Origin of the sequence: Yersinia alsatica (genome assembly GCF_025133195.1) — a bacterium.
In the GTDB taxonomy this organism is placed as follows: domain Bacteria; phylum Pseudomonadota; class Gammaproteobacteria; order Enterobacterales; family Enterobacteriaceae; genus Yersinia; species Yersinia alsatica.
Genome location: NZ_CP104006.1, coordinates 1,280,782 through 1,305,994 on the forward strand (window position 1 = coordinate 1,280,782; position 25,213 = coordinate 1,305,994).

The following is a 25,213-nucleotide window of genomic DNA, read 5'->3' on the forward strand; positions in this document are numbered from 1 at the left end:
GTTGCAGTAAGTTACCCTCTCTATTCTTGAATATTCAATCTGGCCGTTATGATTTATTGGGTTTAATGTCCTAATACCGGAGATACAACATGACAATGAAAGTTCTCGGTTATGCTGCCAAGTCAGCACAAGCTCCCCTCGCGCCACTCGAATTTACCCGCCGTGAACCGCGCCCGGATGATGTGGTGATGGAAGTGCTCTATTGCGGTGTTTGCCATTCTGACTTGCATCAGGCGCGAAATGATTGGGGATTCAGCACTTATCCGCTGGTTCCCGGCCATGAAGTGGTGGGTCGAGTCACGGCGGTTGGCAAAGATGTCACAAAATTCAAAGTGGGTGATTTTGCCGGGATTGGCTGCATGGTGGATTCTTGCCGCGTGTGCCAACCCTGTCAAAAGGGCTTGGAGCAGTATTGCGAAGAAGGCAATGTGCAAACCTACAATGGTGTTGACCGCCATGACCATACGCCAACCTTTGGGGGCTATTCGCAAGCGATTGTAGCATCACAAGATTTTGTGCTGAAAATGCCTGCTGGATTGGATCTCAAAGCTGCCGCGCCGCTGCTGTGTGCGGGTATCACCACTTGGTCACCGCTGCGCCACTGGAAAGTGGGCAAGGGGAGTAAAGTCGCGGTGGTAGGGCTGGGTGGCTTGGGCCATATGGCATTGAAACTGGCCAATGCGCTGGGGGCGGAAGTCACGCTGTTTACCCGTTCACCCAGTAAAGAGGCTGATGCCCGCCGTTTAGGGGCTCATCACATTGTGTTGTCCACCGAAAGTGCGCAAATGGCGGCAGTAAAAGGGCAGTTCGATTTGATTATCGATACCGTGCCTTATGTGCATGATATTAACCCGTATATGCCGACCTTGAATGTGGATGGCACGTTGGTGTTTGTTGGTTATCTTGGAGATCTTAGCCCGATGATCAATACCATGCCATTGATTCTGGCGCGGCGTTCGGTGGCGGGTTCCTGCATCGGCGGTATTGCTGAAACCCAGGAAATGCTAGATTTTTGCGCTAAACACGGCATTGCTTCAGATATCGAAATGATTAATATTCAGGATATTGAAAAGGCTTATGAGCGGATGCTGAAAAGCGATGTGAAATACCGCTTTGTCATTGATATGGCGTCACTGAAATAGTTAAAAATTAATATTAATCAGGGAGATAAAAATTATTTTATACTCCCTGAGTTTTATCAAGCTGGTAAATCAATCAGTAATGCTCGTAGTGGAGTTTCTGCTTTAACCACTAAATGCCGCTCTTCTTGCACAAAAGCGCCATCGCCGCATGTCAGGCGCTGGGTGTTGCTGTCCTGTGGGCCCTCCACTGCGACAGTCCCGTGAATCGATTGCAGATAAGCCCTTGGGCCATGCAAATCAATCGTATATTGCTCGCCCGCCGCTAAATCCAGATGATGTATCCACACTTGCTGGCGCAGCTTCAAGCTGCCCTGTTCACCGTCAGGGGACGCCAATAATCTCAATGGCTGGCTGCACAGTGACATGCGCTGGGCAGGTTGACTCTCCTGTTCAGGGCATGCATTGAGCCATAGCTGAATACGAGTTAACGGCTTATCAGTACTCAAATTATGCTCGCTATAGCTGACGCCAGATTGTGTTGAAAATAACAACACATCGCCAGTTTTGCCGCGCACATGGTTACCCAAGCTGTCTCGATACTCCGCTTCACCTTGTAAAATCAGGTTCAGGATATCAACCCGTGGGTAAGTGCGTGGCTGGAATGATGCACCGGGGGCCAATACTTCCTGATTTAAAACGCGCAGCGAAGCATAACCTAATAATTTCGGATCAAAATAGTGGCCGAATGAAAAAGTATAACGCGCCTGAAGCCAACCAAAGTCAGCTTGCCCGCACTGTTTTGCTGTTCTGCATGTGATCATGACAATGGCCTCCTGCAACCCGGAATCTATCGGGTATATATAATTAGTGGATATATACTCTAAATAATTCGAGCTGCAGGTAGGCGGCAAAAGTGCGAATCCCCCGGAGCTTACTTGAGTAAGTGACTGGGGTGACAACGCGCAGCCAACGCCCCTGCGGTTTGAAGTATGACGAGTATAATGTGTAAACAAATGGTAAGCGTCTGGACGTCAGATTGTTAGCCAGTTAATCTGGTCGCTATATTCAAATTTCCTGATTGAGAACATGATGGGTAAAGATCGGGCGCTAACGTTAGAAGCATTGAGAGTGATGGATGCCATCGACCGCCGTGGCAGTTTTGCTGCGGCTGCCGATGAATTGGGACGGGTACCCTCGGCATTGAGTTACACCATGCAAAAGCTTGAAGAAGAGCTGGACGTGGTGCTATTCGATCGTTCCGGGCACCGGACCAAGTTCACCAATGTCGGCCGCATGTTATTGGATCGCGGACGAGTGCTGCTGGAGGCCGCAGATAAGCTGACCACCGATGCCGAGGCTCTGGCCCGTGGTTGGGAAACCCATATCACCATCGTCAGTGAAGCATTGTCCCCGGCCTGGAAACTATTCCCTCTGGTTGACAAGCTGGCGTTGAAAGCCAATACGCAGGTTTCTATTTTTACTGAAGTTTTGGCTGGAGCGTGGGAACGGCTGGAGCAGGGGCGGGCGGATATCGTGATTGCGCCAGATATGCATTTTCGCGCCTCATCGGAGATTAACAGCCGCAAACTGTACAAAGTCACCAGTGTTTATGTTGCCAGCCCAGACCATCCCATTCACTTGGAACCAGAGCCTCTTTCGGAGCTAACCCGCGTGAAATACCGCGGTGTGGCTGTTGCCGATACCGCCCGGGAGCGGCCAGTATTAACGGTGCAATTATTGGATAAACAGCAGCGGTTAACTGTCAGCACTATTGAAGATAAGCGGCGGGCGCTCTTAGCCGGTTTAGGTGTAGCGACGATGCCTTATGAGATGGTCGAAAAAGACATTGAAGCTGGGCGTTTGCGGGTTGTCGGGCCGGAATACAGTCGCGAAGCCGATATTATCATGGCGTGGCGTCGCGACAGTATGGGAGAGGCGAAGTCGTGGTGTCTGCGCGAAATCCCTAAGTTATTTGCCAATATGAATAAGTGATCGGCTACTGCGCCTTATTTTGGCATCTAATTAAGCAAAGCGGATATCTCTACCATGCGGCTCCAGCAGGTCTTGCTGTGGGCCGATGGAGATAATCCCATAAGGATTGATTGTGCCGTGACTGCGGTAGTAATGGTTGCGGATATGAGCAAAATCCACCGTCTCGGCAATGCCCGGCATCTGATAAATATCCCGTAAAAAGCCATATAAATTGAGATAGTCGCTGATACGGCGCTTATCACACTTGAAATGCGTCACATACACCGGGTCAAAACGTACCAGTGTGGTCCATAAGCGCAAATCAGCTTCTGTTAGTTGGTCGCCGGTCAGATAGCGCTGCTTAGCTAGAATCTGTTCCAGATTATCTAAGGCATCAAACAAGATGGTGACGGCTTCGTCGTAGGCTGCTTGCGTGGTCGCAAAACCGGCTTTATACACGCCATTATTGACCTGATCGTAAACCCACCCATTGATATCATCAATTTCATGGCGCAATGCGGGAGGATAATAATCGCCAGCTTTGGCCCCCACAGCATCAAAAGCGCTATTGAACATGCGAATGATATCGGCTGACTCATTGCTTACAACAGTTTGCTGCTGTTTATCCCATAACACCGGAACCGTCACGCGCCCGCTATAGTGAGGGTCGGCACGGAGATAGAGCTGATAAAGATAATCGAGCTGATAGAGTGAATCGCCAGTGGCTGCTGGGAAATCATGACCGAACGTCCAGCCATTCTCCAACATCAGTGGATGCACCACCGAAACTGAGATAAGTGATTCCAGCCCTTTCAGAGTGCGCATAAGCAAAGTGCGGTGCGCCCACGGGCAGGCCAGAGAAACATATAAATGGTAACGATGGGCTTCGGCTTTAAAGCCCGCTTTGCCCTGTGGGCCAGCCTGATCATCAGCAGTTACCCAGTTGCGAAACTGTGAGGTACTGCGCTTGAAATGACCCCCGGTAGATTTTGTGTCGTACCAAGTGTCTTTCCAGATACCGTCAACAAGTTGTCCCATAAAATCCCCTTCGTACTTGAAGTTGCAGCGTTGATAGCTGCTCTCACTAGCCCGAATCACTGACCTGAGCCAGCTCATCGGGTTTTTATCGTTTACTGCCTAGCTGCAATTCCAATGGCTTTGGGTATTTATAGTCGATATAAAAGGACTTACCACTTTTTACCCAGCAGACGGTCGATACTGAAACCGCCTGGGCCGGCGACAGCCAGTACAATGAAACCGCCAGCGATGGTCAGGTTTTTCATGAACATCAGTTGGTTAACGCCTTCCGCAAAGTTAGTGTGGAAGATCAAAGCGGTCAAAATGGTGAAACCGGCAGTGAACAGCGCAGTAGTTCGGGTCAGGAAACCAAATAAAATTGCTAAACCGCCGCCAAATTCCAACAAAATAGTCAGTGGCAGGAAGAAGCCCGGGACACCCATTGCTTGCATATATTGTTGGGTACCGGCATAGGCATCACCCATTTTGCCGTAACCGGCAACAATAAACAGAATTGGCATCAGAATGCGCGCTACCAACAGGCCAGTATCTTGTAATTTGTTCATCGACGACTTCTCCAAAAAGTTGTTTGTATTAATGCCTGGCATCTGCGGGCGTTAATAGATAATAAAAATATCTGTATGTGGTTGTCTGTGGAGGTTTTTTCCACAAACGCCCTGAGTTGATGGGAGAATGTTAGTCGAGAAGTTGAGAAGTTGTTAGCAAGTAAAACTGTCGTTTTTCATCAAAAAAACTGAAATGACAGAAAATAAAAGCCTGCTTATAGCGGGAACCCGCAGAGAGCAGGCTGAGTGAAATTCTGCTGGTATTAAATATCAGTGTATAGCGGCGACCGGATAGCGCTCTGCATCTTCCAGCAAAGTGATAAATCCTTTGTAATCACTGCCGTCATCACACTCTATCAGCCTTGCTGCCATACCTCAGGTAACTCACTGTCCTGCCTGCGGGCATGGGCTGAGACCCGCATTTCCACCAGATGGTCACCGGCGCTGAATGTTTTCAGCACCCGATATTTTGTATTGCTTTTCAGCGGCACCAGCCAGTGGTGTCGGGCTGTTTTCGCTGTCAGTGAGTCAGCAATTCTGCAGATAAATAACAACGGTCAAACATCGTCAGGCTGCCGGGTTGAGGGGATAACTGCTTTGCATAGCTGACCACTCCCGTATTTGCAGGACCGAATCTGACATCGTGAATTAACCAGACGACGAGTTCAGCGGGAAATTTACTGGCTTTATCCGTGGACTGGAGGACCTGAGCGATCCATTCGAGGGGGATAGCGCGCTGAAAACAAGAAAGAGAGTCGGGTTCAGCCCAGGTTTGTGTCTCGTCCAGGTAGGTTGAAAGTATGAAAAAAGCCCCATCAGAAAATGATGAGGCTTATTGTCTTACATCAGCCGGATCGCTCAACCGATCATTTTGCTTAACCGAACGGTGTTACGCTTCTACGGGGAAGTAGTACTACTTTCTTCATAAAGCAATTTGATAAAATAGAACTAACAAAACTGTTGGGGTATCCCAAGCAGCTTTGTTATCTATTGATAACCAAATTTAACTATTTAATATTGATTGGTATGTTCATATTTTTACAACTATAAAATTTTCCGTTGGTGACTCCTGCGAATCCCAAAATATATTCACCTTTAATATCAGAAAGATCTATAAGAGACTTATAACCTGCAGCAGATAGATTTTCTTTTTTAAAGTATTCAGCAACATCACCTCGTGGATTCAATTGTGTAGTATAAAACCTTTTCTGACCGTCAACCTTTGTTAAGGTTATCATGTTTTTGTCAAATAAAGTTCCAGCTTCTGCCGATAATGCTAACCAACCATTTACCGATAGGTGGCGAGATACTTCAATATGTTGATTATTCATAGGTGCTATGTTATTAATGCTATCTATAGCGGCAGAACAATCTATATTATCGATACTTGATGGTAGAGTGAGAATTTCTTTATCAGCGTAGGGCTTGGATATCTTTATGTTAGGTATATCAAACTGTATAAACGTAGCGTTTAAATCATCCTTAAGGTAATAGTTTGAATCTATTTCTAACATAAATGATTCTACTGTCTTGCCAGAAAATCCTGATTCTTCGAATTTATCTAATAGTGGCGATAACAATATTCCACTTGGTGCATTAAGTATATTGACTCGATGGAGTATTTCTTGCCCATCGGTGAGTCTATATCTTATTTTAAGTACATCACCGCGGTAGAACATGTTTTTAATTCGTCCAAGAATAGTGAATTTAAAATCAGGTTTTATTTTTACTACCCCTGAGTTAATTACAGGGACTTGATACCATTTATTGAGTCTTAATGTACTTTCAGAAATTATATTTTCTTTAAGGATATTTTTGGTGCTATTTTTTTTGAAAAGCATCACTGGGGAATTATTCTTACCTGAAGATAACATAACCTGATGATAGTTGGATATTATTGACATTGAAGTTAAAGGGTCTTCATTCAATGAGTATTTGAGATCAAAACCATCAAAGGCATTACAATCAGGCGCATTACATGTAACTCCTGCAGTCCATAGAATAAATTCGGGACGCTGGTCTGAACTAAAGAAAGCTTCATTCATACGATCTAATTTCGGTGTTAACGTCATATAGTTTTGAAAAACAGGCCGAGGTACATAATTAAGACTATTGGAAAAAGCATACTCATTATTGTATGGGTATATATCGATACTTGAATTACCTACTTCATCTAATATTTCTTTTTTTAACTTAAACTCTGGGTAAGTATTTGCTATTCTCTCATTAAAAGATTTATTTGCATCGATATTTACGGATAAATAATCTATCGTACGAGCATTAGGATAAATAGGATTGCTTACTAAATAAAACAAACATGCTATTACAGATAAAAATAAAATATTATTAACTAATCGCCGTTCAAATATCATCACAAGAGACATTGCTGCAATAGGATATACAAAATAGCTAATATAATGATCAGTACGACTAAAGCCTAATTTGAATAATATTATAAAAATAATATTTATCGTAAGTAATAAATTATTTCTCTTATTAAGAATAATGTATGCATTTAATAAGAGAAAAATCAGCATCACAGAGATATAACAGCCAACTGTATTTTCTACACCTAATGTCATATCGACTGAGTTGCCAAAACTTAATTGAGAGTTGATCTTTAAATAATTAATGATATTTATGTTATCATGAAATATAATAAAACCAAATAAGATATAAAAAATAACAACTGAAACGGAGAAATAGAACCCATCGGAAAGTTTCTTTCTAGTTATAAATTGACTAAATAGATAGGAACCAATAGTTAATAACCCCAGTAAGCCATAAAAAAAACGGACGTAAAATGTGAAGGCAACAATCGCTCCTAAAAATAAATATAATAGTGTATTTCTTTTGTTATATTTTATAGAGGAAAACTCAATAAAAATTATTAAAATAAATGGCCACATGAAAAATGTGAAATTCACAATAATATTATTGAAGAACAGTACAAATACAACTATGAATAGTACGTAATTTTTTGATTTTCGTATTAAATTGAAAATCAATGTCCAAAAGAAAGCATTAGTAATGCTAATGAAAAATACAGCAGTCCAATACGTAATTTTATTGAGTGAAGCGACTGTTTGTCCAGTTAACCAATATAATGGACCATAGCTAAATAGGAAGTCATGATGACCATGGAACATATTAATCCACTGCTCAACATTTCCATTTGAACCTGAGTTACTCAGTTTGGTGCTAAAGATAAGGACTACAAATATTGCAAAAAAAAATAGTACTTCATCCTTATATTTTTCAAGAAAGTTTTGAAGGCCATTAACTCGGTGATTAGCCATTAGTGAATTTTTGGAAGAGGACATCAAAAATTCTCCTTCGGATTATAGCAACCTGCACATGCTTTGAATAACACAGTTAAGACAGATAAGTTCCCTCTAATACTACTAATTTTTGTAGGAACTTCTCCTTTGGGATAACGGCGAATGGTAGGTAATTCGAGACAATTATAGCCCAACTTAGGTGCACGATAAGAAAGGTAGGCTAATAGTTCATAAGTACTAAAAACCTCTCGGAAAAGAGCAATATTAGGATCTAATAGCATCTTGCTACTATATGCACGGAAACCTTGGGTGGTATCTGTCCATTTAAATCCTGAAGTAAAACTGAGCAGCGGAGCATGAATATAACGAATAGCGAAGTCTCGTGAAGCTGGGGTATTCTCTGCAACACCACCATTAAGAAAACGTGAAGCTTGAACAAAATCTACACCATTCTTCAATGCATCAATAAAATGAGGTATTGCTTCTGGATCGTCTTTATCGTTACCATCAATAGTAACAATACCCTGATACCCCTTATTTAAAGCCAAAGCATAGGCACAACGCAATTGCGCACTGAGTTTCCCTGGCCCCGTTTTTTTCACTAAGCCACAGACTTTCAGGTCTTTTAGTCTTTGTGTTTCTAATGAGCCATCACTACTGCCACCATCAACAATTATTATATCTGCAATGTTATGTATAGATAGTGTAGACATTCGAGTAAGTAAATTTATTATTCTTTTACCCTCATTGATGACAGGAACAACAACGCAATAATCATGCATACGTTCTTGTAAAAAAGAAACTTCGAATGTTGGGACTTGCCAATCAGAATTCTGAGAAATCATATCCATAATATTTAATTTCATAATAAGTGATTTTTATGCAACTTTAGCTGTTATTAAAGCTACACCTGCGATGACCAAAAAAATACCTGCACCTGTTGTCCAATGAAATGGCTCATTGAATACTAAGACTGAAAGCAAAGCAACTGCGGCAACAGCCCCTGTGGTCAGGATGGGGTGTGCGACATTGAGTGGTAAGTAAGATAACGCTGCAGCATAAAAAAGAAATGCACCACCATATAGTGCTAATCCAAGCCAAAAAGGCCAGTTTGTCAATGAAGCCAGAGGATCGGCTAAACTTGGAAATTTACGTGGGGGCATCATTGCCATTTTTATTAACACGCTAGCTGAGGCATTGGAAGCAATACCCAGCACGAGGATCAACCATTTCATTCTTTAACTCCTCAATCCACTAAATAGTTGTTTATCGCTACTTTAATGGCACGCTCAATTGAAACTATATGTGTTTCTTGCTTGGTTGCAAGCATTTCAATAGAAGCAACATGATTAGGAAGATATTTTTTCAAAGAATTAGAAATATAAGCATGTGAAGTATTCAAATCACCGATAGGTAATAGATCTGGCTCACTAATGTGAACATGACCAATTAAATGAGCAATTGAAGGTAATATTTCTGCAATATTTTCTTTGTTAATTGTTATGGCACCAATATCAAGTTGCATTTTGATTGCTTTATGATCTACTAGCTCAACCATCTTAGCTGTTTCGAGCGTGCTAGTCATAAAATTAGCACCATAACATGTCGGATTTGGCTCAAGACATATAATAACATTCTGTAACTGAGCAATATTTCCAAGTTTTCGGAAAAAGTCGATAGCTTTATTATGGGTTTCCTGTTCAGTTAGCCCAAAGCAATCTCTATTTCGCGGTGATCCAAAAACAAGTCTATTGGCCCCAAGAATAGAGCCAATTCGGCATATAGACTCTAAATGAGTCAGCATTGCATGCTGAACTTGAGTGGGGCCAAACATATTTAAGCCAGTAGTTCCAAAGAGAAGTGCCTGCATACCTGTGATCGTAAATCCGCGAGTTTCCCACCAGGTTTTCACCTTAAGAATATCATCTTTACTCGCCCTTTTCGGATCTGAGAAGTATTTGCCAGGAGCAATATCTATGGCGTTTATCTCATATTTTTCCAGCAAACTAGCCACGGAATCATCTTCAACTATATCCCAGGCAATATTGGATATTGCTAACCTCATTATTCTGCTCCAGGATGTATTTTAGATGTAATGGCTTCATATTGCGCATAGGCACGGATCGCATGGATGGTTTCACGTGAACTGTATTGATAATTGCCCTTTGTGTTAAAAAGTTTCGCATGAAGAGTTTGCATATCATATTTAATCGGCTCACCCCTAAGGTTTTGTTGGAACTCAATAGAAAATCCCTGTTTTGCAACAGATGCAACACTGATAGGGGATCCCGTAAGGTGGATTAATTTTAGGTTAGCCTCAAGAGCAATTGTTATGTCAAACCACAAATTCGTCATAGGATAAAACTGAAAGATATTTCTGCTTTCAATAGCATCTAAATTATTCTGATGTAGAAAATCGAAAATAATATTTTTTCGTAACCCTGGTCCAACTAAACCAGGTAGACGGACGATTAAATAATCGTCGAAGTAGCTCTCTACAAATTGTTCGAGCCGACGACGGTTGGATCCATATGCATGTAAATCCTCCAGTTCGACAATGGTTGATTCATTAACTCCAATCGGAGTTTTAAATACATCGACTGTGCTGATTAATATGAATTTTTTACATTTTATAGTTTTAAGATGTTCAATCAGACTATCTATTTTCTCACGATCAATATCGGGTTCTTTATTCGCAAGCCATTTTTGCGCTGGAGCACCAGCACACACAACGACGTTAAACTCATGACCATCTATTTCAGCTATATTTGTTGAACGATATAGATGCGTAAATGTAGCTTGCCGTAGTAATGTACTTCCTACAAAACCTGAGTAACCAATAAGAGCTTTATTCATAAAGTATCCATTTGATATATCTAGGGAGAATTATCTATCTCGCCCTGTTTGTACAACGTTGTTCTCAGAACTAGTGGCCTCACTGAGTACGTTGACTCGGTCCTGGTTTATCATCACAGCACTATTCTTCTCGAAGACTATCGAATAATCAGCTTGTTCACTTCTGTCATCAAGTAAACGACCTAGATATTCACCGAAAAAAGCCAACATGACGAATTGCAGCATAAAGAGTAACGACATAAATAGTATAGTTGTTGTCCAGCCGGCGACGACATGGCCACTGATAAGGTTAACTACCACACTATAAACAGCAAAAATGAAAGCAAAGAGGCTTCCAATCATTCCTATACCTGACATCCAGCGTAAAGGGCGAGAAGAGTTGAATACCATCAGGCGAATCAGATAACGGAAGCCAGACCAGAATGATTTTTTTAAGGATGCTTTTGGCAATAACTGATAAGAATATGTGCCGCAAGGATAACCTGTTTTCTGAATTCTTAAGTAAAACTGATGGTGAAAACGCCCTGTACGAGTAGTTGAATTGACGGCTCTGCGGCTTAAACAGCGCAGTTTAGTGCTATTTTGTGGCAGATGATAATCTATTGCTTTGAGTACTTGGTCTGAGAGCAAACGGAAAAGCTTGTAGGTGGGGGTGATTGGTTGCGGTGCAACTCCGACTACAACGTCAGTACCCGATTTACAAACGTCTACGATCCCAGTGATTGCTGAAACTGGATCGGTTTGGTGATCAAATAGTACTACGAAGTCACCAATTGCATTTTCTAAGCCAGCGGCCCATATAACATCATCATGAACCGTTCCGGAAAGTTGAATAAGACGTATACTTGGAATCTCTTGCAGAATTCGGTCTACACTATTTCCAATCTTGGATACTCTATATGGCCCATGAGACATGATAACAATTTCGTAGTCTGAGTAATGTATATCAAGTTCATTTTGGATTTGACTCAATATTGTTTCAATTTCAGTAATATTCTGGTTTACAGCCAAAACTACTGAAACGAATGAATCACTTTTCACGTCTATGCTCCTAATTAATCAGCTTAAAAGCTGTAGTGAGTCTATGGTATCTAGAGCATCATACACGTTATCAATCTTCCCGCCCATGATGCAGTGGAATCCACGCAATCCATGATGCGGTCGAAAAAGTATTGGGCGAGAATCGTCAGATTCACTGCGCGGCAGTAAAGTTTTAATCTCCCACAATGAACTCTCATACTTGCATTCGCTTAGAATAGGTAGATAGCGCATAGCGTCTTTTTGCATATACATCCATGCACTATTTTTTCTATCATCATCAAATTTTCTATGGGGATCTTTATAAGCCATATTTTTTTCGTCAAACCATTCATAATGCGGTGTATAGCGTACATGGCTGAAAGAATGCAAGCCTTTAGAAGGGAAGGGCATAACAGAGAAGAATGGGCCACACATGACGGTTAAACCTACTTTTTTTAATTCTTCAGGTACGTCGACCAGACACATTTCAATCATTTCATGCTTAAGTGGAATCAAATCAATACCTGATTTTTCCAGCATGTAGTTTATCCGAGAATATGTGCAGTTAAATACGTGATCAGCATAAATCTCTTCTGTTTCGCCACTAGTGATATCTGAAAGGGATACAATGAGTCCATCATTGTGTTGGCAAACCTTATCGACAGAAGTACCAAGACGAAGTTCTGCTGGTGAAGCAAGTAATCTTGCGAGCATATCATCGCGTAATTTTATTGCATCAAAGGCATATTCTCGAACGGAGTAACAAGCATCAACTAGTGCTGGATTAACCAGTTTTTGTATATGTGAAGGCGCAGGTTCACAAGGTGCTCCTATGCGTTCACAGAACTTGAGGAATTGATTTGCTGTTACTTTTCCTAGTTGGTTACAAATCAAGTAGTATTTTTCAAAATCTGAGTCAATACAGTTTTGAAATTCATCAACAAATCGCGGAAAAGAAATACGAGATCTCAGGGCTGTTAGGATGCTTCTTGGATAATGATATCCATTATGAACACGTGCTTGATTATTGAATGAAGCACGCGACATAAAATCTTTCTCTTTCTCATATAACTTGACATCATGTCCGGATTTGGCAAAGTATTCAGCAATATACATGCCAAAAAAACCACCGCCAACTATTACAATCTTCTTTTGCACGAGGATTCACCTGCTTTAAATGGCTCTGTTGCGTCAAAATACAGTTAGGCAACATGCTCTTTTGTAATAAAATTTCTGAAAAGAAAAGGATTCAAATGATTACATCATCCTAAAGACATTATGGTTTTACCTTGGGTGTTCAGGTAAACCCGATTGTGGGTAGGATCTTTCGGAACAGTCGAAAAATCACATTAAAACTAAAAACGGATAGAAATGCTTGTACCGCACTGCTGATATTTCGGATCAGATTATTGATCTTCCATTGATAGCCACTCAGCTACAGTCCTACCATTTTTTATCGAGTAATTCGGCAAAATAGGGGAATCGTTCGCCAGCATTCGTAATAATGACCACCTGAATAATTGGATGAATAAGATCACCGAAACATCAAATAATGAATCTATACAATATTGGGATTCAATTTTTTATACTGAGCGCAAATACTTTGGTTGCCATCGAACTGAGAGAGTTGCTAATCTCAGAATTCGCACGGGGATAGCTTATCCCCTAATTGTATTTGTTACCCGCTTAAAAAATAATCATAGGCACAAAATTTGTCAGCTCCATGACGTTAATACAGCCCTATAATAAACTATTTAAGGCTAGCAGTAATAATTTCGTCAATACGCTTTCTCCATGAGGACAAAACGACCCCTTGGTTTTTTATTTTCTCGCAATTAAGTACTGAATACTTAGGTCGTTGGGCCGGAGTTGGATACTGTACCGTTGTAATCCCATTGATTAATGGCAATTTTTTCAGCACGCCTTGCTTGAGAGCAGACGAAAAAATAGCTTCAGCAAATTCGTTCCACGCCACTGTTTCATCACCACAGAAATGGTAGATTCCACCCGTTGCTTTTCTCTGCAAAAGTAAAATAATTGCTTCAGCAATATCTCCTGCATAGGTAGGACATCCAAACTGGTCTGATACTATGCCCAACGTGTCGCGATCCTGTGCCAGTCTTAACATTGTTTTAACGAAATTATTACCATATTCACTAAAAACCCAAGCAGTGCGAATAATCAGTGCATTAGGTTGAATATGGATAACAGCAATTTCACCATCAAGTTTGGTTTTGCCATATACACTTAACGGGTTCGTCACCGCAGTTTCAATATATGGTACATTTGCGTTACCATCAAAGACGTAGTCTGTTGATACGTGTACTAAGCGGGCATTTACTTCGTTAGCCGCTAGAGCCAGATTTTTTGGCCCTAGCTCATTAATCAGTGCCGCGGCTTCATAATCAACTTCTGCTTTATCAACTGCAGTATATGCGGCCGCATTGATAATGACATCTGGTAGGTAATTACCTACCACGCTCTTCACTTTGGCGAGATCTGTAATATCTAGAACGTCCGAGTCAGTTGCCCACAGTTCCCATCCGGTAGGAAGCCGATCCTGAAAGCAATTTCCCAGTTGTCCATTTGCGCCAGTTAACAAAACCTTCATTGACCTAATTCCTTAAATAACTGGCCGAGTTTATCTTTTTCGGACAGTAGAGGATTCTCTAGTGGCCAATCTATTCCCACCACTGGATCATTCCATAGTAAGCAATCTTCATGTGCTGGATTGTAATAGTCCGTACATTTATATTCGAAGTCTGCAATATCAGAGAGCACAACAAAACCATGAGCCAAGCCTGGTGGGATCCAGAATTGGGTTTTATTTTCTTCAGAAAGAATGACTCCCTCCCAAGCACCATAAGTGGGAGAGTTAGGGCGAATATCAACCGCAACATCAAAAACTTCACCACGAACGACTCGTACTAGTTTTCCTTGGGGGTTTATTTTTTGAAAATGCAGGCCTCTCAACACGCCATACGAAGAGCGTGAATGGTTATCCTGAACAAAATCCAGATCGATATTTAATACTTCTTGATAACGTTTCTTTTCAAATGTCTCTAAGAAAAAGCCCCGTGCATCTCCAAATATCTTTGGCTGAATAATTTTCACCCCATCGATTTTAGTATCTGTAACTTGCATTCTATGTCACCAAATTCAGTTGAGATAAGTATTGCTTATACTGGGTATTACTAAGTAGTTTAGCTTCTATTTCGACGGGTTCACGAACCAGTCATTCTTTGTTGTAGACAATTTAATCCAATCAGGTAACCCTAGATCTCTAACTATTCTCATATTATGAATGAGTGGAGGAGTCTTAATCTAGCTATCGCGAATACTTGTATGCAGCTATGCAAAATCCGCCCAGACAAATCAATATTGAGCGCTTTCTCTAGATATCTTTTGGTTGAGTTTTGTAATTTTTGGCCCACCATATGAGGATAGCTTAACCTGGTTAGTCATCTCAACAACATTGTCATCATAGAAGTAAAGCTTAGTCACTGCTCTGTTAGATTTTATTTTGGTAATTTCAGCTAAAGAAAAAAATGGAAGTCATTATTAAACTCAACTGCACCAAACTGTTCGAGAGCTTGTAATGTTATTGCCGTTCGCTCAACGGCAAGTTAGCCAGACAACGTTTGTTCAATTGCACACGTTGTCGATCATAAAACCACCCCCACTTATTGAAGTAACGAATGGTAGAGGTTATGTGATATAGCAAGAAGCGAACATCGTTGTAAGAGCGACGTTGAGACTCATGAATGACTAAAGAACCCGGAAAATAAGAGACAGAGAAAGCAGATTGGCAAACCCTGCGGGACAAATCAACATCCTCTAGATACATAAAGAAGCGGGTATCAAACCCCTTTACATCTTGAAGCACTTTGCTACTGATCAACATGAAACAACCAGAAAGTGAAGGCGCAAAAAAAGGCTTATTATAGTCAGCCCGACGTAACTCGTAACTATCGTTGATAGTGTATGAAAAACGAGACATGAAGCGTCGCATCAGTAATTGATAGGGGGAAGGCAACAGTTTGGTACCATGCTGCAACCTACCATCAGGATACACTATTTTAGGTATTGCGAGCCCAACTTCGTTTTCATAACTGAAATTATAAAGCTTATCAACTTCACCTTTGGCAAAGGTAATATCGGGATTACAAATCAATATGAAAGGAGCCATGTTGGCGTAAAGTTCAAAAACAGCATTATGCCCGGCACCAAATCCTTTGTTTACAGGTAAGCGGATAATATCCAATTTTTCGTGACGAAAGCTAGTGAGCCACTCACAAAAAGCGCCATTATCAACAATGACAACTTTTGAAATACTTTCCTCTGCAAATAATGAGAACAAAGTCTGCTCAATATCCTGATATTCATGCTTAAAAAGCACAAGAGAAGCTATGATTTTCACAAATAACACCAAATTTACATTTTATTAAGCAGAATATGCATTAGTGTAGTCAGAGTTCCAATACGCTGTTGGTGGTAGACATCTGACTCCCGCATAAGACGCAATCTATTCAAGACATTACTACCACGAATCGCGCAAAATGAAGCTAACATCTGTTTAGCCCGTGGTGTTAACTCATTAGAAATACAAGTTAAAACCTCAACGTTGGCATCGTTCCATTTCGCTGCGCGGCCACCATAGGCAGCAAGAAAATTACTCAAACGTCTAAGCGGGGACATACTATTACCGATGATATTATGCTGATGTTGGCGGTAACGTACTGAAGGTTGGCGATCAAAATTAACCACACCTCCGCATCCCGTCACAATTTGGTACAAAGACCAATCATGCACAATGATAGGAGCACCTTTGACTTTCTGTAAAAGCTCTCGCGCGCAATGATTAAAGACCATAGTATTACCGCTGGCAATATTTTGCAGCAACGCATTACCGAAACCCGGTGGCTTTGCATAATCTGGTGAGTATCCGATGGGCTTTCCCTTACTGTCAATCAGACACGTCCGACTGCAATATAATGCAGGGATTGTGGAATCAACGGTATTTAACCAATCCACAGCTCGTTCCAGCTTATCTTCTAACCAGACATCATCTTGATCAGAGAAAGCATAGTAAGTAGCCTTAATTGCCGGGTTAGTAACCAAGGACATAAAGTTTTGACAGAATCCATGCTGCGGGCCATCAAGGAGATGCCCATCGGCTCCTGAACGCTCGATAAAATCAGTAACCAATGCCTTGGTATTATCAGTAGAACCGTCATCAGACACCCAAAGAGACCAGTTGGGGTAGGTTTGGCGCTGAAAAGACATCAATTGCTCAGGTAAAAACTTGGCCCCATTTCTAGAACCAAGTAAGATCGCTACGTTATTAAGATGCTGCGTAGGCATTGAACCAATCATTAGTTTTTAAAGTAGTCGTTGAAACATACAATTTGGTTACGTGAACTTCCCCAAGAGTCAAAATTCTTTATCTGACCAATCAAAGGGTTCGTACGCCACTGAGTGTTTGAAACTAATTCAATTATAGGTGCCACAGTCTGCAGAGGTGAGAAAGAAATGTTGAGTTTTTCTTGTTGTTGCGTGAAACTCTCGACAAATATATCAATACCTTCATTTATTTCCTGGCTGAATTGCTCATGCCCTGTTGCCTTGATTCGCCCTGGATCACTAATAACGTCAACGGACAAACCGGAAGGGCAATAACCAATAATTGTGTTATGTGGTGCAGAGAAAAACATTTCAATCACGACGCGATTCTCATAAATATTGTCAACTATCGATGAGGAGGTTGAATCTTTACTGATCATAGATTTCATATTGAAAGTATGACTACGGCGCTGACGCTCAGGAGTATCTGCCAAGCAAAAATAGTAGCCGACGACTTCAATATCTAGCATAGGGTGAACCGCGAATTCAAATGCTTCTTGTGTCGTCCCGCTCCAGCCCACATCAACGAGAGCGACTTTGTTACCTGCTTTCACTCCTGATTGGCACAGATACATAAACAAACCACGGCGATTTCTGCTACAAACTTTTATTATTTCATGGCGATAGGCAAACATCAGCTCACTAAGTACCGGGTGGTCTTCAATACTAATACTGCTATGTGGGTTAATTCCCAAATTCTGGAGAACTCTGTTTGCCGGTGGACAAACGCCTATCCGTTCAAACAGTTCACTTGGAGAAAGGCCAACGCTGCCAGAAAGCAGAAATGCAATATTTTTCTCGAAATTCTCTTCAGTAATCAATGCCATGTTGAAGGCAATACGTGAACCTAAAAAATAATGAAACTGAGGGAGCTGGTCTATGAAATGCTCTTTCGCCAAGCGCTCCAAAGCATAGCCATCACGAGAAACAAATAGCACGACATCAACTGCATCTTGTGTCGCTTGTTGCGTGATCCATTGCAGGAACCCTAAGTTGGCTGGGCCACCGAACCTATATCCCAATTCTTGGAAGGTATTTGAACTGATTTTTTCCGCATCATCCGTATTTAGTAAACCTTCAATCATGGAGGTTACAATACTTTGTTTTTTATCATTTTTAGTTTTAAGTTCACGAACGTAATGGAATGTGGCTAAGCCTTTTTCCTGTGGGCGTAGGACATCTGCCAGGTAGTTATCACCAATGTGTAGTATCTCCTGAGGAACAACATTGCAGGTGCTGGCAACAATATCAAATAGCTCACCATTGTCGCGCTTGGTCGCATTACAATCCGCAGAAATAAATAGCGGAACTTGTTCCAGTCCGTAGCGTTTCAGAGCGTCAACAAAGAAGTTAGCAGAGAAATACATATCGGAAGTGATAACGACCATTTTTTTACTCGCCACTAACTGTTGGAATAATGGGAGCAATTCTTTATTCGGTTGAACTAAATCAAGTTCAAGGTCATATTCTGTCTGCTGTGCTACATCGCGCTGATATTTAGGCAGTGGAAATTTGTCATAGATATTTTGTAGCGTGATTTCCTTACGTCCATCTTTTGTCATTTGTCGGAAAGCATCAGACTGCGCTTTACGACGTTGCGCCCTAAAATCAGTAATATTTAATTTTGCGCCAAGGAGGTCGAATGCATCCTCCGGATTTGCTAAGGGGCGAACAAAAAGTGTATCAAAAAAGTCAAAAGAAACAACGGATGCCTTATCAATAGCATCAAGTAACATATCCATATTCAGTCCCTTAATTCCCTGGTCGTAGACATCTTTAGTATGCTTTTTCATCACTTACGAATCTCAAAGCTAAAACTATTAGGTGCAAAATTCACGTTATAAAATGGGTCATATTGGAAATAGTGTGGGTGTTGTGCGTTCAACTGCTGTAGCTCAAGTTGTAAGCGAGCAATCTTTTCTTGATCCATATGGTCCAGCCCGCGACTGAGCGACTCATGGTGGATAAGAGTGACACTTTGACACACTATGTTATAAAGCCCACTCTCACACAGGCGCATACACAGATCTACGTCATTATAAGCCACAGGGAACTGCTCGTTAAATCCTCCCACCTGTTCGAACTTGCTACGCTCAATCATCAGGCAGGCACCTGTAACTATCAACCAGTTGTATTCAATCTGATTACGCAGGAAATAGCCTGGGATATCTTTATGCGAACGCATATAAGCATGCATAGGACCATTTTGTAGGTTTATAACGCCAGCATGTTGCATGGTTGTGCCATCGCCATATAGCAATTTTGCGCCCACCGCACCTATATGGTTCAGTTGAGCATAACCCCCCATGCGCTCGATCCAATCAGTATGTAAAACTTCGGTATCATCATTGAGGAAAAGCAGCAGATCACCTTTGGCCTGTCTGCTTCCTAAGTTATTTAACTCAGAGAAGTTGAACGGTGCATCATGATGGATGATAGAAATCTGTTTCTCAGCACTTATCATCTCTAAATAAGCCAATGTATTGGCATCTTTAGAGCCATTATCAACAATGATAATTTCGAAGTTACGGTAGGCAGTTTTATCCAGAATTGACTCAATACACCGCTTCAACACTTCTTGATTGTCCCTAGTAGGGATAATGATAGAAATGCAAGTATTGTCACGCAGAGCATAATTCACGCGGAAGTAGCCAGGATAATTAGGTAAATCTTCAACTGTTCCTTTTAAGCCACGGCGTTCAAGAGCACTTTCACGCACAGCACGTGATGCGGCCAGCACATAAGGTTTAGCCGTCATATCTGAGGCGACAGATTCAGGAATAATACGCCAGTGATACAAAATCTTAGGGATATGGCTAATACGTTGGGTAATTTCTGACAAACGTAAAATAAAGTCCCAGTCTTGACAGCCATTAAACTCGGAGCGTAATCCACCGACAGCTTTTGCTACGCTGCTCCTCACGCAGGCTACGTGGCAGGTAAACATGGTGCCCATCATGGTGTCTGGTGACCAATCCGGTTTAAAGTGTGGCTGAGAATAGTCGCCTTCCGGGGTGAATTTATCTTCATCACTGTAGATAAAGTCAGGATCTTCACGGTTAATACAAAGGGCTAATTCGTATAGGCAATCATCGGTTAGTTCGTCATCATGATCGAGGAAAACAATAAAGTCACCATCGGCATTATCGATCGCTACGTTAGTTGCACCAGCAATACCTTGGTTTTTCTCTAGATGAACAACTTTGATTTTGGGATCATTGAATGCATCCAGAGCTTTTTTTACTTCCTCTAATGGGCTTGCATCATTAGCTAAAATGAGTTGCCAATTGGTATACCATTGTGAACGCACTGAGGCGACCATTTTTTCCAGTAGGTCCAACGGAGTATTATAAATAGGGACAATGATTGAGAAGCGAGGTCTGTGCTTCATTTTATCAAGTTGTTCTTCTAAATCGTGGGGACACTGTGTTGGAATATAAACATATTCATCCGGCTGTTTGGCAAAATGATATGTTCCATCTTGGCTATGTGAAATAAATGCTGCGTGGCAAGCATTCACAGCGTTGGACTGTGTCGCTACAGCGGAAGCAAATAGTGGGTGATGCAAAAACCAACTCGGCCTGAGCTTCACTGCAATCTTGAGAACGCGACTTTTATAGCGTTCAGGTAAACGATAATACAGGGAGCGAGCAAGTTTTCTGACATTACGTTTAACTGGCGCTATGGACGGATATCCAGAAATAGTACCAAGCCCCTGTTTCACCATAAGCTTACTAGCACGCAAAATTCGTCCGGTACGGACTTTACAATTTTGTCCAATATAAAATAACCAATGGAAAACTACTCGAACGTGTTTTCGTAATGAAGTTGGCACTCTTCTTCCCAGCACTCGTAATGGTGCTGATAATTTCCAACTAGACGAGTGTAGGATCTGGTGAACCTGCTGTTCATATTGAATTAACAGCTCTGCTTGCTGTGTTATTTGTCTTGCCAACCCCTCAATATTCTGTTGTTGGGTGGATAGTTGGGCATCTTTTATAGAAAGTTGGTCACGTAGTTTTTTAATAAGCATAACGTCACTGTAGGGTACTTCACTTTGAATATGAGCTAATTGATGCTTCAAAGTGCCGACTGAAATAATACGCATTGGAAGTTGAAGGGCTGATAAAACTTCATAAATTTCACTGCTATTTTTACCTTCAATCATTGCTATAAATTTGGACTCTTGCGTCAAGTATCTATTTAGATCTTCTTGTTCTATATCAAAATCGAGCCCCTTCAAAATCTCAAAGGAGAGGGTGGCAATATTTAAAGAAGGTAAATGCTGGCTATGAGCAACAGATGTTAAACGTAACAATGAATGGAATATGCCACGGAATAATACATAACCGAGAGAAATATCTCCTAAGGCATGCCACTCCAAGTCAAAAAACACCACAGAATGATCTTTCATTCTGATAGCATTAAAGGGCATAGCATCCTGATAATGACTTTCAAGCACAAAGTCTTTGTTATAATCAGTGGTTATTTTTGATACTGATAATAAAGAATCCATCCATCCTTGTGCCCACGGGACCACCTGCTGCACTGTCCATTCAGGACGATTGACAATATCAACCAGTTCTATCCAAAGGCTACTACCAGAGTAAAACGTATCGACACTTTTTATACTATGTAATAAACCATCTTCACTCTCTACCTGTGTTAAGGTCGAACCCTTTACCACTAATTCCCCAGATTTCACCTCAAAAGTTGTGAGTTTACGGAATTCAGGCACACGCCCGTCAGAATAGTGATAAGCAGCTATCCCGGGCGTTAATTCCACTTGGGGTTGTTGACTAGCAACGACTAAAAATGAGTTAGCTAAGTCAACGGCTAGACCATTGCTCCATGCATTTCTTATTCCCTGCTCAACAGAAAACAAATTATCCTGAACCCCTTGGATATCTTTACTGCTACTTTCGATAGCTAACTGAGCAAGCTCTTGAGTGTATTGCTGCCAACCTATCGGGGTTATAATAGAAACAGGGAGTTTATAGTCAGGAAGAGGTATATATTCTTGAGTATCTATAAATCCACTTTCTTTGAGTAATGCCAGTAGTTCTTGACGACCAAATGTGGCAACACTGTTCTCTGTATAGGAGTTATTAATCCCAAACATAGGCTGCCCAACATGGTCTTCATTTGCACCCGCGAAGTATTTGATACCCAGCTTATTTTCAATAGCAACGAATAACTTTCCGTCCTTATTCAAACGCTGGCGACAAAAATCTAGCAGAATACTTTGTCCATTGTTGCCCAAGAACATACGTGCATATTCTAGTACCCCAATCAACATGACTCCGTCAAAAACACCTAAGTCAGGAAGTTGATTACTGGGAGCACAAATAACGTCCACATTGCTTAGGTCGCGGCAGCGTTGACGTGCAATTTGCGCGCGTCTGAAACTACCCTCAACGGATACTACCAGCGCCCCACTCTCACCGAGAAATCGTGTTATGGCCCCGCAGCCACAACCAATTTCTAAGATGCGCTTACCTTTAAGCCATTCCTGGAAAGGCTTAAGCAAATTGGAACGCCTAGACGTTAGATGATAGGTTGATGGCCAGTCCTTCATCTTGGCGCTTAACTCCAGTGAATCAATGCTAAGATCTTCAGCATCAGTTACGACACTCAATACATAATTCTCTGCATCATCACCATCACTGTATGCAAATGTTGGTAAACTTGCTGGTCGCCATACGCCGACATCTTTTTCAAAAACAAATCCATTGCTTTCCAGAATCGGATGAATATTACTCGATTTCAAATTTAATTCTCGCATTTAAATCAGCCAAACCAGTGAATGTCTTTACAGGGCCAACAGTCAAATGTATTGAGTCATAACGGCGGTCATGAGGGATGATATCGCCCTCAGTCGAGCTGCTAGCAATGCCTACAGATATAAAGTAATCTCCCTCGAATAGCATGATAGGGAGAGTAACCGTAATTATGGCACTTTTACCTGGCATACCTGCATCACATGTCTCAATAGACTGCCATTCTGAATTAGTATTATAGATTGTTATACCCTCTTTGGTTTTTACAGCAAAACCAAAAATAGGTCGAACGACTATACTGTGAAAGATAACTTTAAATGAGAATGAGATTTCTTTTCTTGGAGAAATACTGCTTGGATAAGACTCTCCATCTTGTTCCAAACAGAAATCAACAAGTTCTGCTCTGCGGTCTCCCCAACGATACTCTGACGGATTATAGTTAGGTCTTTTATCATATGAACTATTCAGATGTGCGAGTAAAGGCCGTTGGTTGCCACTATTATCTTCAGTACAAGCTTCGCGCGCTTCAAGTTGTTTTTCCCCTGCAACGGCTATTTCTAACTGCTTGTTAATATCATCACGCTCACTATCGGTCACTTTTTTCTTGCCAAAAAGTATATCTAGATAGCGGTTTACAATATCTCTCGGTTGGCCTTGAGCCTGAACAATTCCTCCATCTAATAGAAGAGCATGATCACAGTGGGTAACAATTTGCTCTGTTGCATGAGATACAAACAAAATTGAGGTACCCTCTTGCTTAAGTTTTTTGAGACGAGCAAAACATTTAGCTTGAAATTTAGCATCACCCACAGCTAAGGCTTCATCAACAATAAGAATCTCTGGATCTATTTGAGCCTGAACAGCAAACGCCAAGCGTACTAACATACCACTGGAATAAGTTCTTACTGGGGAGTCGATAAAATGACCGATATCAGCAAAAGATAGTATATCATCCAGCTTATTTTCTGTTTCTTCATATGAGAGGCCGAGCAAAGATGCATTAAGATAGACATTCTCACGGCCAGTAAAGTCGGAATTAAATCCTGCACCTAACTCTAGTAAAGCTGCAACACGTCCATTAACCTGCACACTTCCGGCGCTTGGTGTTAGGGTCCCAGCAATAATTTGTAGCAACGTTGATTTACCCGAACCGTTCCTTCCCACTATTCCCATTGTTTGCCCCTTCGGTAATTCGAAGGAAACATCTTTCAGAGCCCAAAAATCCTCATGGTAAATACTAGGTGTTTTCCCTAACTGTTGTTCAATTCTTGGTACGATAAACTGCTTCAGCCGTCGTGCAGGGCTATCATAAACTTGGTAACATTTATCAACATTTTTTATTTGAATCGCATAATCATTAGAGGACATCTGCGAAACCTCTTCTTGTCTTTTGGAACCAAGCATATCCTAGCCACATTACCAATAATGAGATGGCAGAATAGACGCCCAGTCCGATGAAATTTGGCATTTTTCCCCAAATCAACACAGCTCGGGCCTGTTCAATGATAAAAGTCAGAGGGTTCATCATTATCAGTGGTCTGAGGGTTTCAGGTAATGATGTTATTGGATAAAACACTGGTGATAAGAACATCATTACAGTCATTAAAATAGTGATTGTCTGGCCAACATCTCGGACATAGACTCCCAGAGATGCTAGGAACCAACTCAAGCCTAGGGTCAAAAAAATCAGCGGGGCTAGTACTAATGGTAAGAAAAGTAAGGTCAAATGGACATAGCCATTAAAGATGAAAAATGCACTTATCAATACCACTATGCTAATAAAACTATGGAATAATACTCCCCCCATGGTTACTAGTGGCAATGTTTCAAGCGGGAAAATCACCTTCTTTACATAGTTGACATTACTAATTATGAGGCTTGGTGACCTATTAAGCACTTCTGCAAAAAGACCATGGACAATTAACCCAACGAACAAAATAACTGCGAACTGTGTTCTGGATTCATTTTCCGCAGCACCCGCCCATCTGGCTTTAAAAACAACTGAAAAAACAAGCGTGTAAACTGCCAGCATAAATATAGGGTTAATAAACGACCAAAGAATACCCATAAAGGAACCGCGATATCGACCAATAATTTCGCGCTTTATCATTTGATATATCAAGTGTCGATTAGACCATGAGGATCCAAATAGAGAAGCCAATGAGTAAGGTTTACCAGTATGTGGATTCATTACAAATCTCTTTATTTGTTGCTAAAAAAGCATTCTTAGCCAAGAC

The 25,213-nt window shown here is 41.3% G+C and carries 20 protein-coding genes and 1 pseudogene; 2 read left to right on the forward strand and 19 right to left on the reverse strand.

The window, feature by feature from the left end:
* The first annotated feature begins 89 nt into the window (after positions 1–89).
* The gene (locus N0H69_RS05590) at positions 90–1,142 is read left to right on the forward strand and encodes an NAD(P)-dependent alcohol dehydrogenase (protein WP_050110363.1); all 1,053 of its coding nucleotides are present in this window, start codon (positions 90–92) and stop codon (positions 1,140–1,142) included.
* Between the two features lie 56 nt (positions 1,143–1,198).
* On the opposite strand, the gene N0H69_RS05595 is transcribed toward N0H69_RS05590, so the two are convergent.
* Entirely contained in the window at positions 1,199–1,903 is a 705-nt protein-coding gene (locus N0H69_RS05595; RefSeq protein WP_050150551.1) for a pirin family protein, read from the reverse strand.
* A 268-nt stretch (positions 1,904–2,171) separates the two neighbouring features.
* Between N0H69_RS05595 and N0H69_RS05600 the strand changes: the two genes are divergently transcribed.
* The gene (locus N0H69_RS05600; RefSeq protein ID WP_004709860.1) at positions 2,172–3,074 is read left to right on the forward strand and encodes a LysR family transcriptional regulator; all 903 of its coding nucleotides are present in this window, start codon (positions 2,172–2,174) and stop codon (positions 3,072–3,074) included.
* 30 nt (positions 3,075–3,104) lie between these two features.
* Here the strand turns inward: N0H69_RS05600 and N0H69_RS05605 are convergent, their stop codons facing one another.
* From N0H69_RS05605 to N0H69_RS05690, 18 genes and pseudogenes are all read right to left on the reverse strand, one after another.
* Complete coding sequence (locus N0H69_RS05605) at positions 3,105–4,091, reverse strand: glutathione S-transferase family protein (RefSeq protein WP_050150557.1); 987 nt, start codon at positions 4,089–4,091, stop codon at positions 3,105–3,107.
* Positions 4,092–4,240: 149 nt separating this feature from the next.
* Positions 4,241–4,636, reverse strand: coding sequence for a DoxX family protein (locus N0H69_RS05610; protein ID WP_004714887.1), 396 nt, complete (start codon positions 4,634–4,636; stop codon positions 4,241–4,243).
* A gap of 276 nt (positions 4,637–4,912) precedes the next feature.
* A pseudogene (locus N0H69_RS05615) lies at positions 4,913–5,438 on the reverse strand (IS4 family transposase); the annotation flags it as partial.
* Between the two features lie 205 nt (positions 5,439–5,643).
* Positions 5,644–7,959 (reverse strand): hypothetical protein, encoded by a 2,316-nt coding sequence (locus N0H69_RS05620; protein ID WP_145535270.1) that lies wholly within the window; start codon positions 7,957–7,959, stop codon positions 5,644–5,646.
* Complete coding sequence (locus N0H69_RS05625) at positions 7,959–8,783, reverse strand: glycosyltransferase family 2 protein (protein WP_050150569.1); 825 nt, start codon at positions 8,781–8,783, stop codon at positions 7,959–7,961. The genes N0H69_RS05620 and N0H69_RS05625 overlap by 1 nt, the downstream gene beginning before the upstream one ends.
* A 12-nt stretch (positions 8,784–8,795) precedes the next feature.
* On the reverse strand, positions 8,796–9,152 hold the full coding sequence (locus tag N0H69_RS05630; protein ID WP_050150572.1) for a DMT family transporter: 357 nt from the start codon (positions 9,150–9,152) through the stop codon (positions 8,796–8,798).
* 11 nt (positions 9,153–9,163) lie between these two features.
* Entirely contained in the window at positions 9,164–9,982 is an 819-nt protein-coding gene (locus N0H69_RS05635) for a sugar phosphate isomerase/epimerase family protein (protein WP_050150574.1), read from the reverse strand.
* On the reverse strand, positions 9,982–10,773 hold the full coding sequence (locus N0H69_RS05640; RefSeq protein WP_050150577.1) for an NAD-dependent epimerase/dehydratase family protein: 792 nt from the start codon (positions 10,771–10,773) through the stop codon (positions 9,982–9,984). The genes N0H69_RS05635 and N0H69_RS05640 overlap by 1 nt, the downstream gene beginning before the upstream one ends.
* 30 nt (positions 10,774–10,803) lie before the next feature.
* Complete coding sequence (locus tag N0H69_RS05645) at positions 10,804–11,814, reverse strand: glycosyl transferase family 2 (protein ID WP_050150580.1); 1,011 nt, start codon at positions 11,812–11,814, stop codon at positions 10,804–10,806.
* Positions 11,815–11,832: 18 nt separating this feature from the next.
* Positions 11,833–12,951 carry an FAD-dependent oxidoreductase gene (locus N0H69_RS05650; RefSeq protein ID WP_235895941.1) on the reverse strand — a complete coding sequence of 373 codons (1,119 nt, stop codon included), beginning with the start codon at positions 12,949–12,951 and terminating at the stop codon, positions 11,833–11,835.
* Between the two features lie 592 nt (positions 12,952–13,543).
* Positions 13,544–14,404: a dTDP-4-dehydrorhamnose reductase gene (gene rfbD / locus N0H69_RS05655; RefSeq protein WP_050150583.1), complete on the reverse strand. Its 861-nt coding sequence runs from the start codon at positions 14,402–14,404 to the stop codon at positions 13,544–13,546.
* On the reverse strand, positions 14,401–14,937 hold the full coding sequence (gene rfbC / locus N0H69_RS05660) for a dTDP-4-dehydrorhamnose 3,5-epimerase (protein ID WP_050150586.1): 537 nt from the start codon (positions 14,935–14,937) through the stop codon (positions 14,401–14,403). The genes rfbD and rfbC overlap by 4 nt, the downstream gene beginning before the upstream one ends.
* Before the next feature lie 457 nt (positions 14,938–15,394).
* Positions 15,395–16,213 (reverse strand): glycosyltransferase, encoded by an 819-nt coding sequence (locus N0H69_RS05665; protein ID WP_050150932.1) that lies wholly within the window; start codon positions 16,211–16,213, stop codon positions 15,395–15,397.
* 14 nt (positions 16,214–16,227) lie between these two features.
* Positions 16,228–17,157: a glycosyltransferase family 2 protein gene (locus N0H69_RS05670; RefSeq protein ID WP_050150589.1), complete on the reverse strand. Its 930-nt coding sequence runs from the start codon at positions 17,155–17,157 to the stop codon at positions 16,228–16,230.
* Positions 17,158–17,168: 11 nt separating this feature from the next.
* Positions 17,169–18,938: an HAD family hydrolase gene (locus N0H69_RS05675; protein ID WP_050150592.1), complete on the reverse strand. Its 1,770-nt coding sequence runs from the start codon at positions 18,936–18,938 to the stop codon at positions 17,169–17,171.
* A gap of 50 nt (positions 18,939–18,988) precedes the next feature.
* On the reverse strand, positions 18,989–22,981 hold the full coding sequence (locus N0H69_RS05680; protein ID WP_050150594.1) for a glycosyltransferase: 3,993 nt from the start codon (positions 22,979–22,981) through the stop codon (positions 18,989–18,991).
* Complete coding sequence (locus N0H69_RS05685; protein ID WP_050150597.1) at positions 22,953–24,344, reverse strand: ABC transporter ATP-binding protein; 1,392 nt, start codon at positions 24,342–24,344, stop codon at positions 22,953–22,955. The genes N0H69_RS05680 and N0H69_RS05685 overlap by 29 nt, the downstream gene beginning before the upstream one ends.
* On the reverse strand, positions 24,334–25,167 hold the full coding sequence (locus tag N0H69_RS05690) for an ABC transporter permease (RefSeq protein ID WP_050150600.1): 834 nt from the start codon (positions 25,165–25,167) through the stop codon (positions 24,334–24,336). The genes N0H69_RS05685 and N0H69_RS05690 overlap by 11 nt, the downstream gene beginning before the upstream one ends.
* Positions 25,168–25,213: the final 46 nt, after the last annotated feature.

Excerpts from the sequence above, each read along its gene's own strand:
- N0H69_RS05600 (WP_004709860.1), top strand. The coding sequence starts at position 2,172 with ATGGGTAAAGATCGGGCGCTAACGTTAGAAGCATTGAGAGTGATGGAT.
- N0H69_RS05680 (WP_050150594.1), bottom strand. The coding sequence starts at position 22,981 with ATGCGAGAATTAAATTTGAAATCGAGTAATATTCATCCGATTCTGGAA.
- N0H69_RS05635 (WP_050150574.1), bottom strand. The coding sequence starts at position 9,982 with ATGAGGTTAGCAATATCCAATATTGCCTGGGATATAGTTGAAGATGAT.
- N0H69_RS05620 (WP_145535270.1), bottom strand. The coding sequence starts at position 7,959 with ATGTCCTCTTCCAAAAATTCACTAATGGCTAATCACCGAGTTAATGGC.
- N0H69_RS05640 (WP_050150577.1), bottom strand. The coding sequence starts at position 10,773 with ATGAATAAAGCTCTTATTGGTTACTCAGGTTTTGTAGGAAGTACATTA.
- N0H69_RS05675 (WP_050150592.1), bottom strand. The coding sequence starts at position 18,938 with ATGGATATGTTACTTGATGCTATTGATAAGGCATCCGTTGTTTCTTTT.
- N0H69_RS05690 (WP_050150600.1), bottom strand. The coding sequence starts at position 25,167 with ATGAATCCACATACTGGTAAACCTTACTCATTGGCTTCTCTATTTGGA.
- N0H69_RS05630 (WP_050150572.1), bottom strand. The coding sequence starts at position 9,152 with ATGAAATGGTTGATCCTCGTGCTGGGTATTGCTTCCAATGCCTCAGCT.
- N0H69_RS05590 (WP_050110363.1), top strand. The coding sequence starts at position 90 with ATGACAATGAAAGTTCTCGGTTATGCTGCCAAGTCAGCACAAGCTCCC.
- N0H69_RS05625 (WP_050150569.1), bottom strand. The coding sequence starts at position 8,783 with ATGAAATTAAATATTATGGATATGATTTCTCAGAATTCTGATTGGCAA.
- rfbC (WP_050150586.1), bottom strand. The coding sequence starts at position 14,937 with ATGCAAGTTACAGATACTAAAATCGATGGGGTGAAAATTATTCAGCCA.
- N0H69_RS05605 (WP_050150557.1), bottom strand. The coding sequence starts at position 4,091 with ATGGGACAACTTGTTGACGGTATCTGGAAAGACACTTGGTACGACACA.
- rfbD (WP_050150583.1), bottom strand. The coding sequence starts at position 14,404 with ATGAAGGTTTTGTTAACTGGCGCAAATGGACAACTGGGAAATTGCTTT.
- N0H69_RS05670 (WP_050150589.1), bottom strand. The coding sequence starts at position 17,157 with ATGCCTACGCAGCATCTTAATAACGTAGCGATCTTACTTGGTTCTAGA.
- N0H69_RS05610 (WP_004714887.1), bottom strand. The coding sequence starts at position 4,636 with ATGAACAAATTACAAGATACTGGCCTGTTGGTAGCGCGCATTCTGATG.
- N0H69_RS05685 (WP_050150597.1), bottom strand. The coding sequence starts at position 24,344 with ATGTCCTCTAATGATTATGCGATTCAAATAAAAAATGTTGATAAATGT.
- N0H69_RS05595 (WP_050150551.1), bottom strand. The coding sequence starts at position 1,903 with ATGATCACATGCAGAACAGCAAAACAGTGCGGGCAAGCTGACTTTGGT.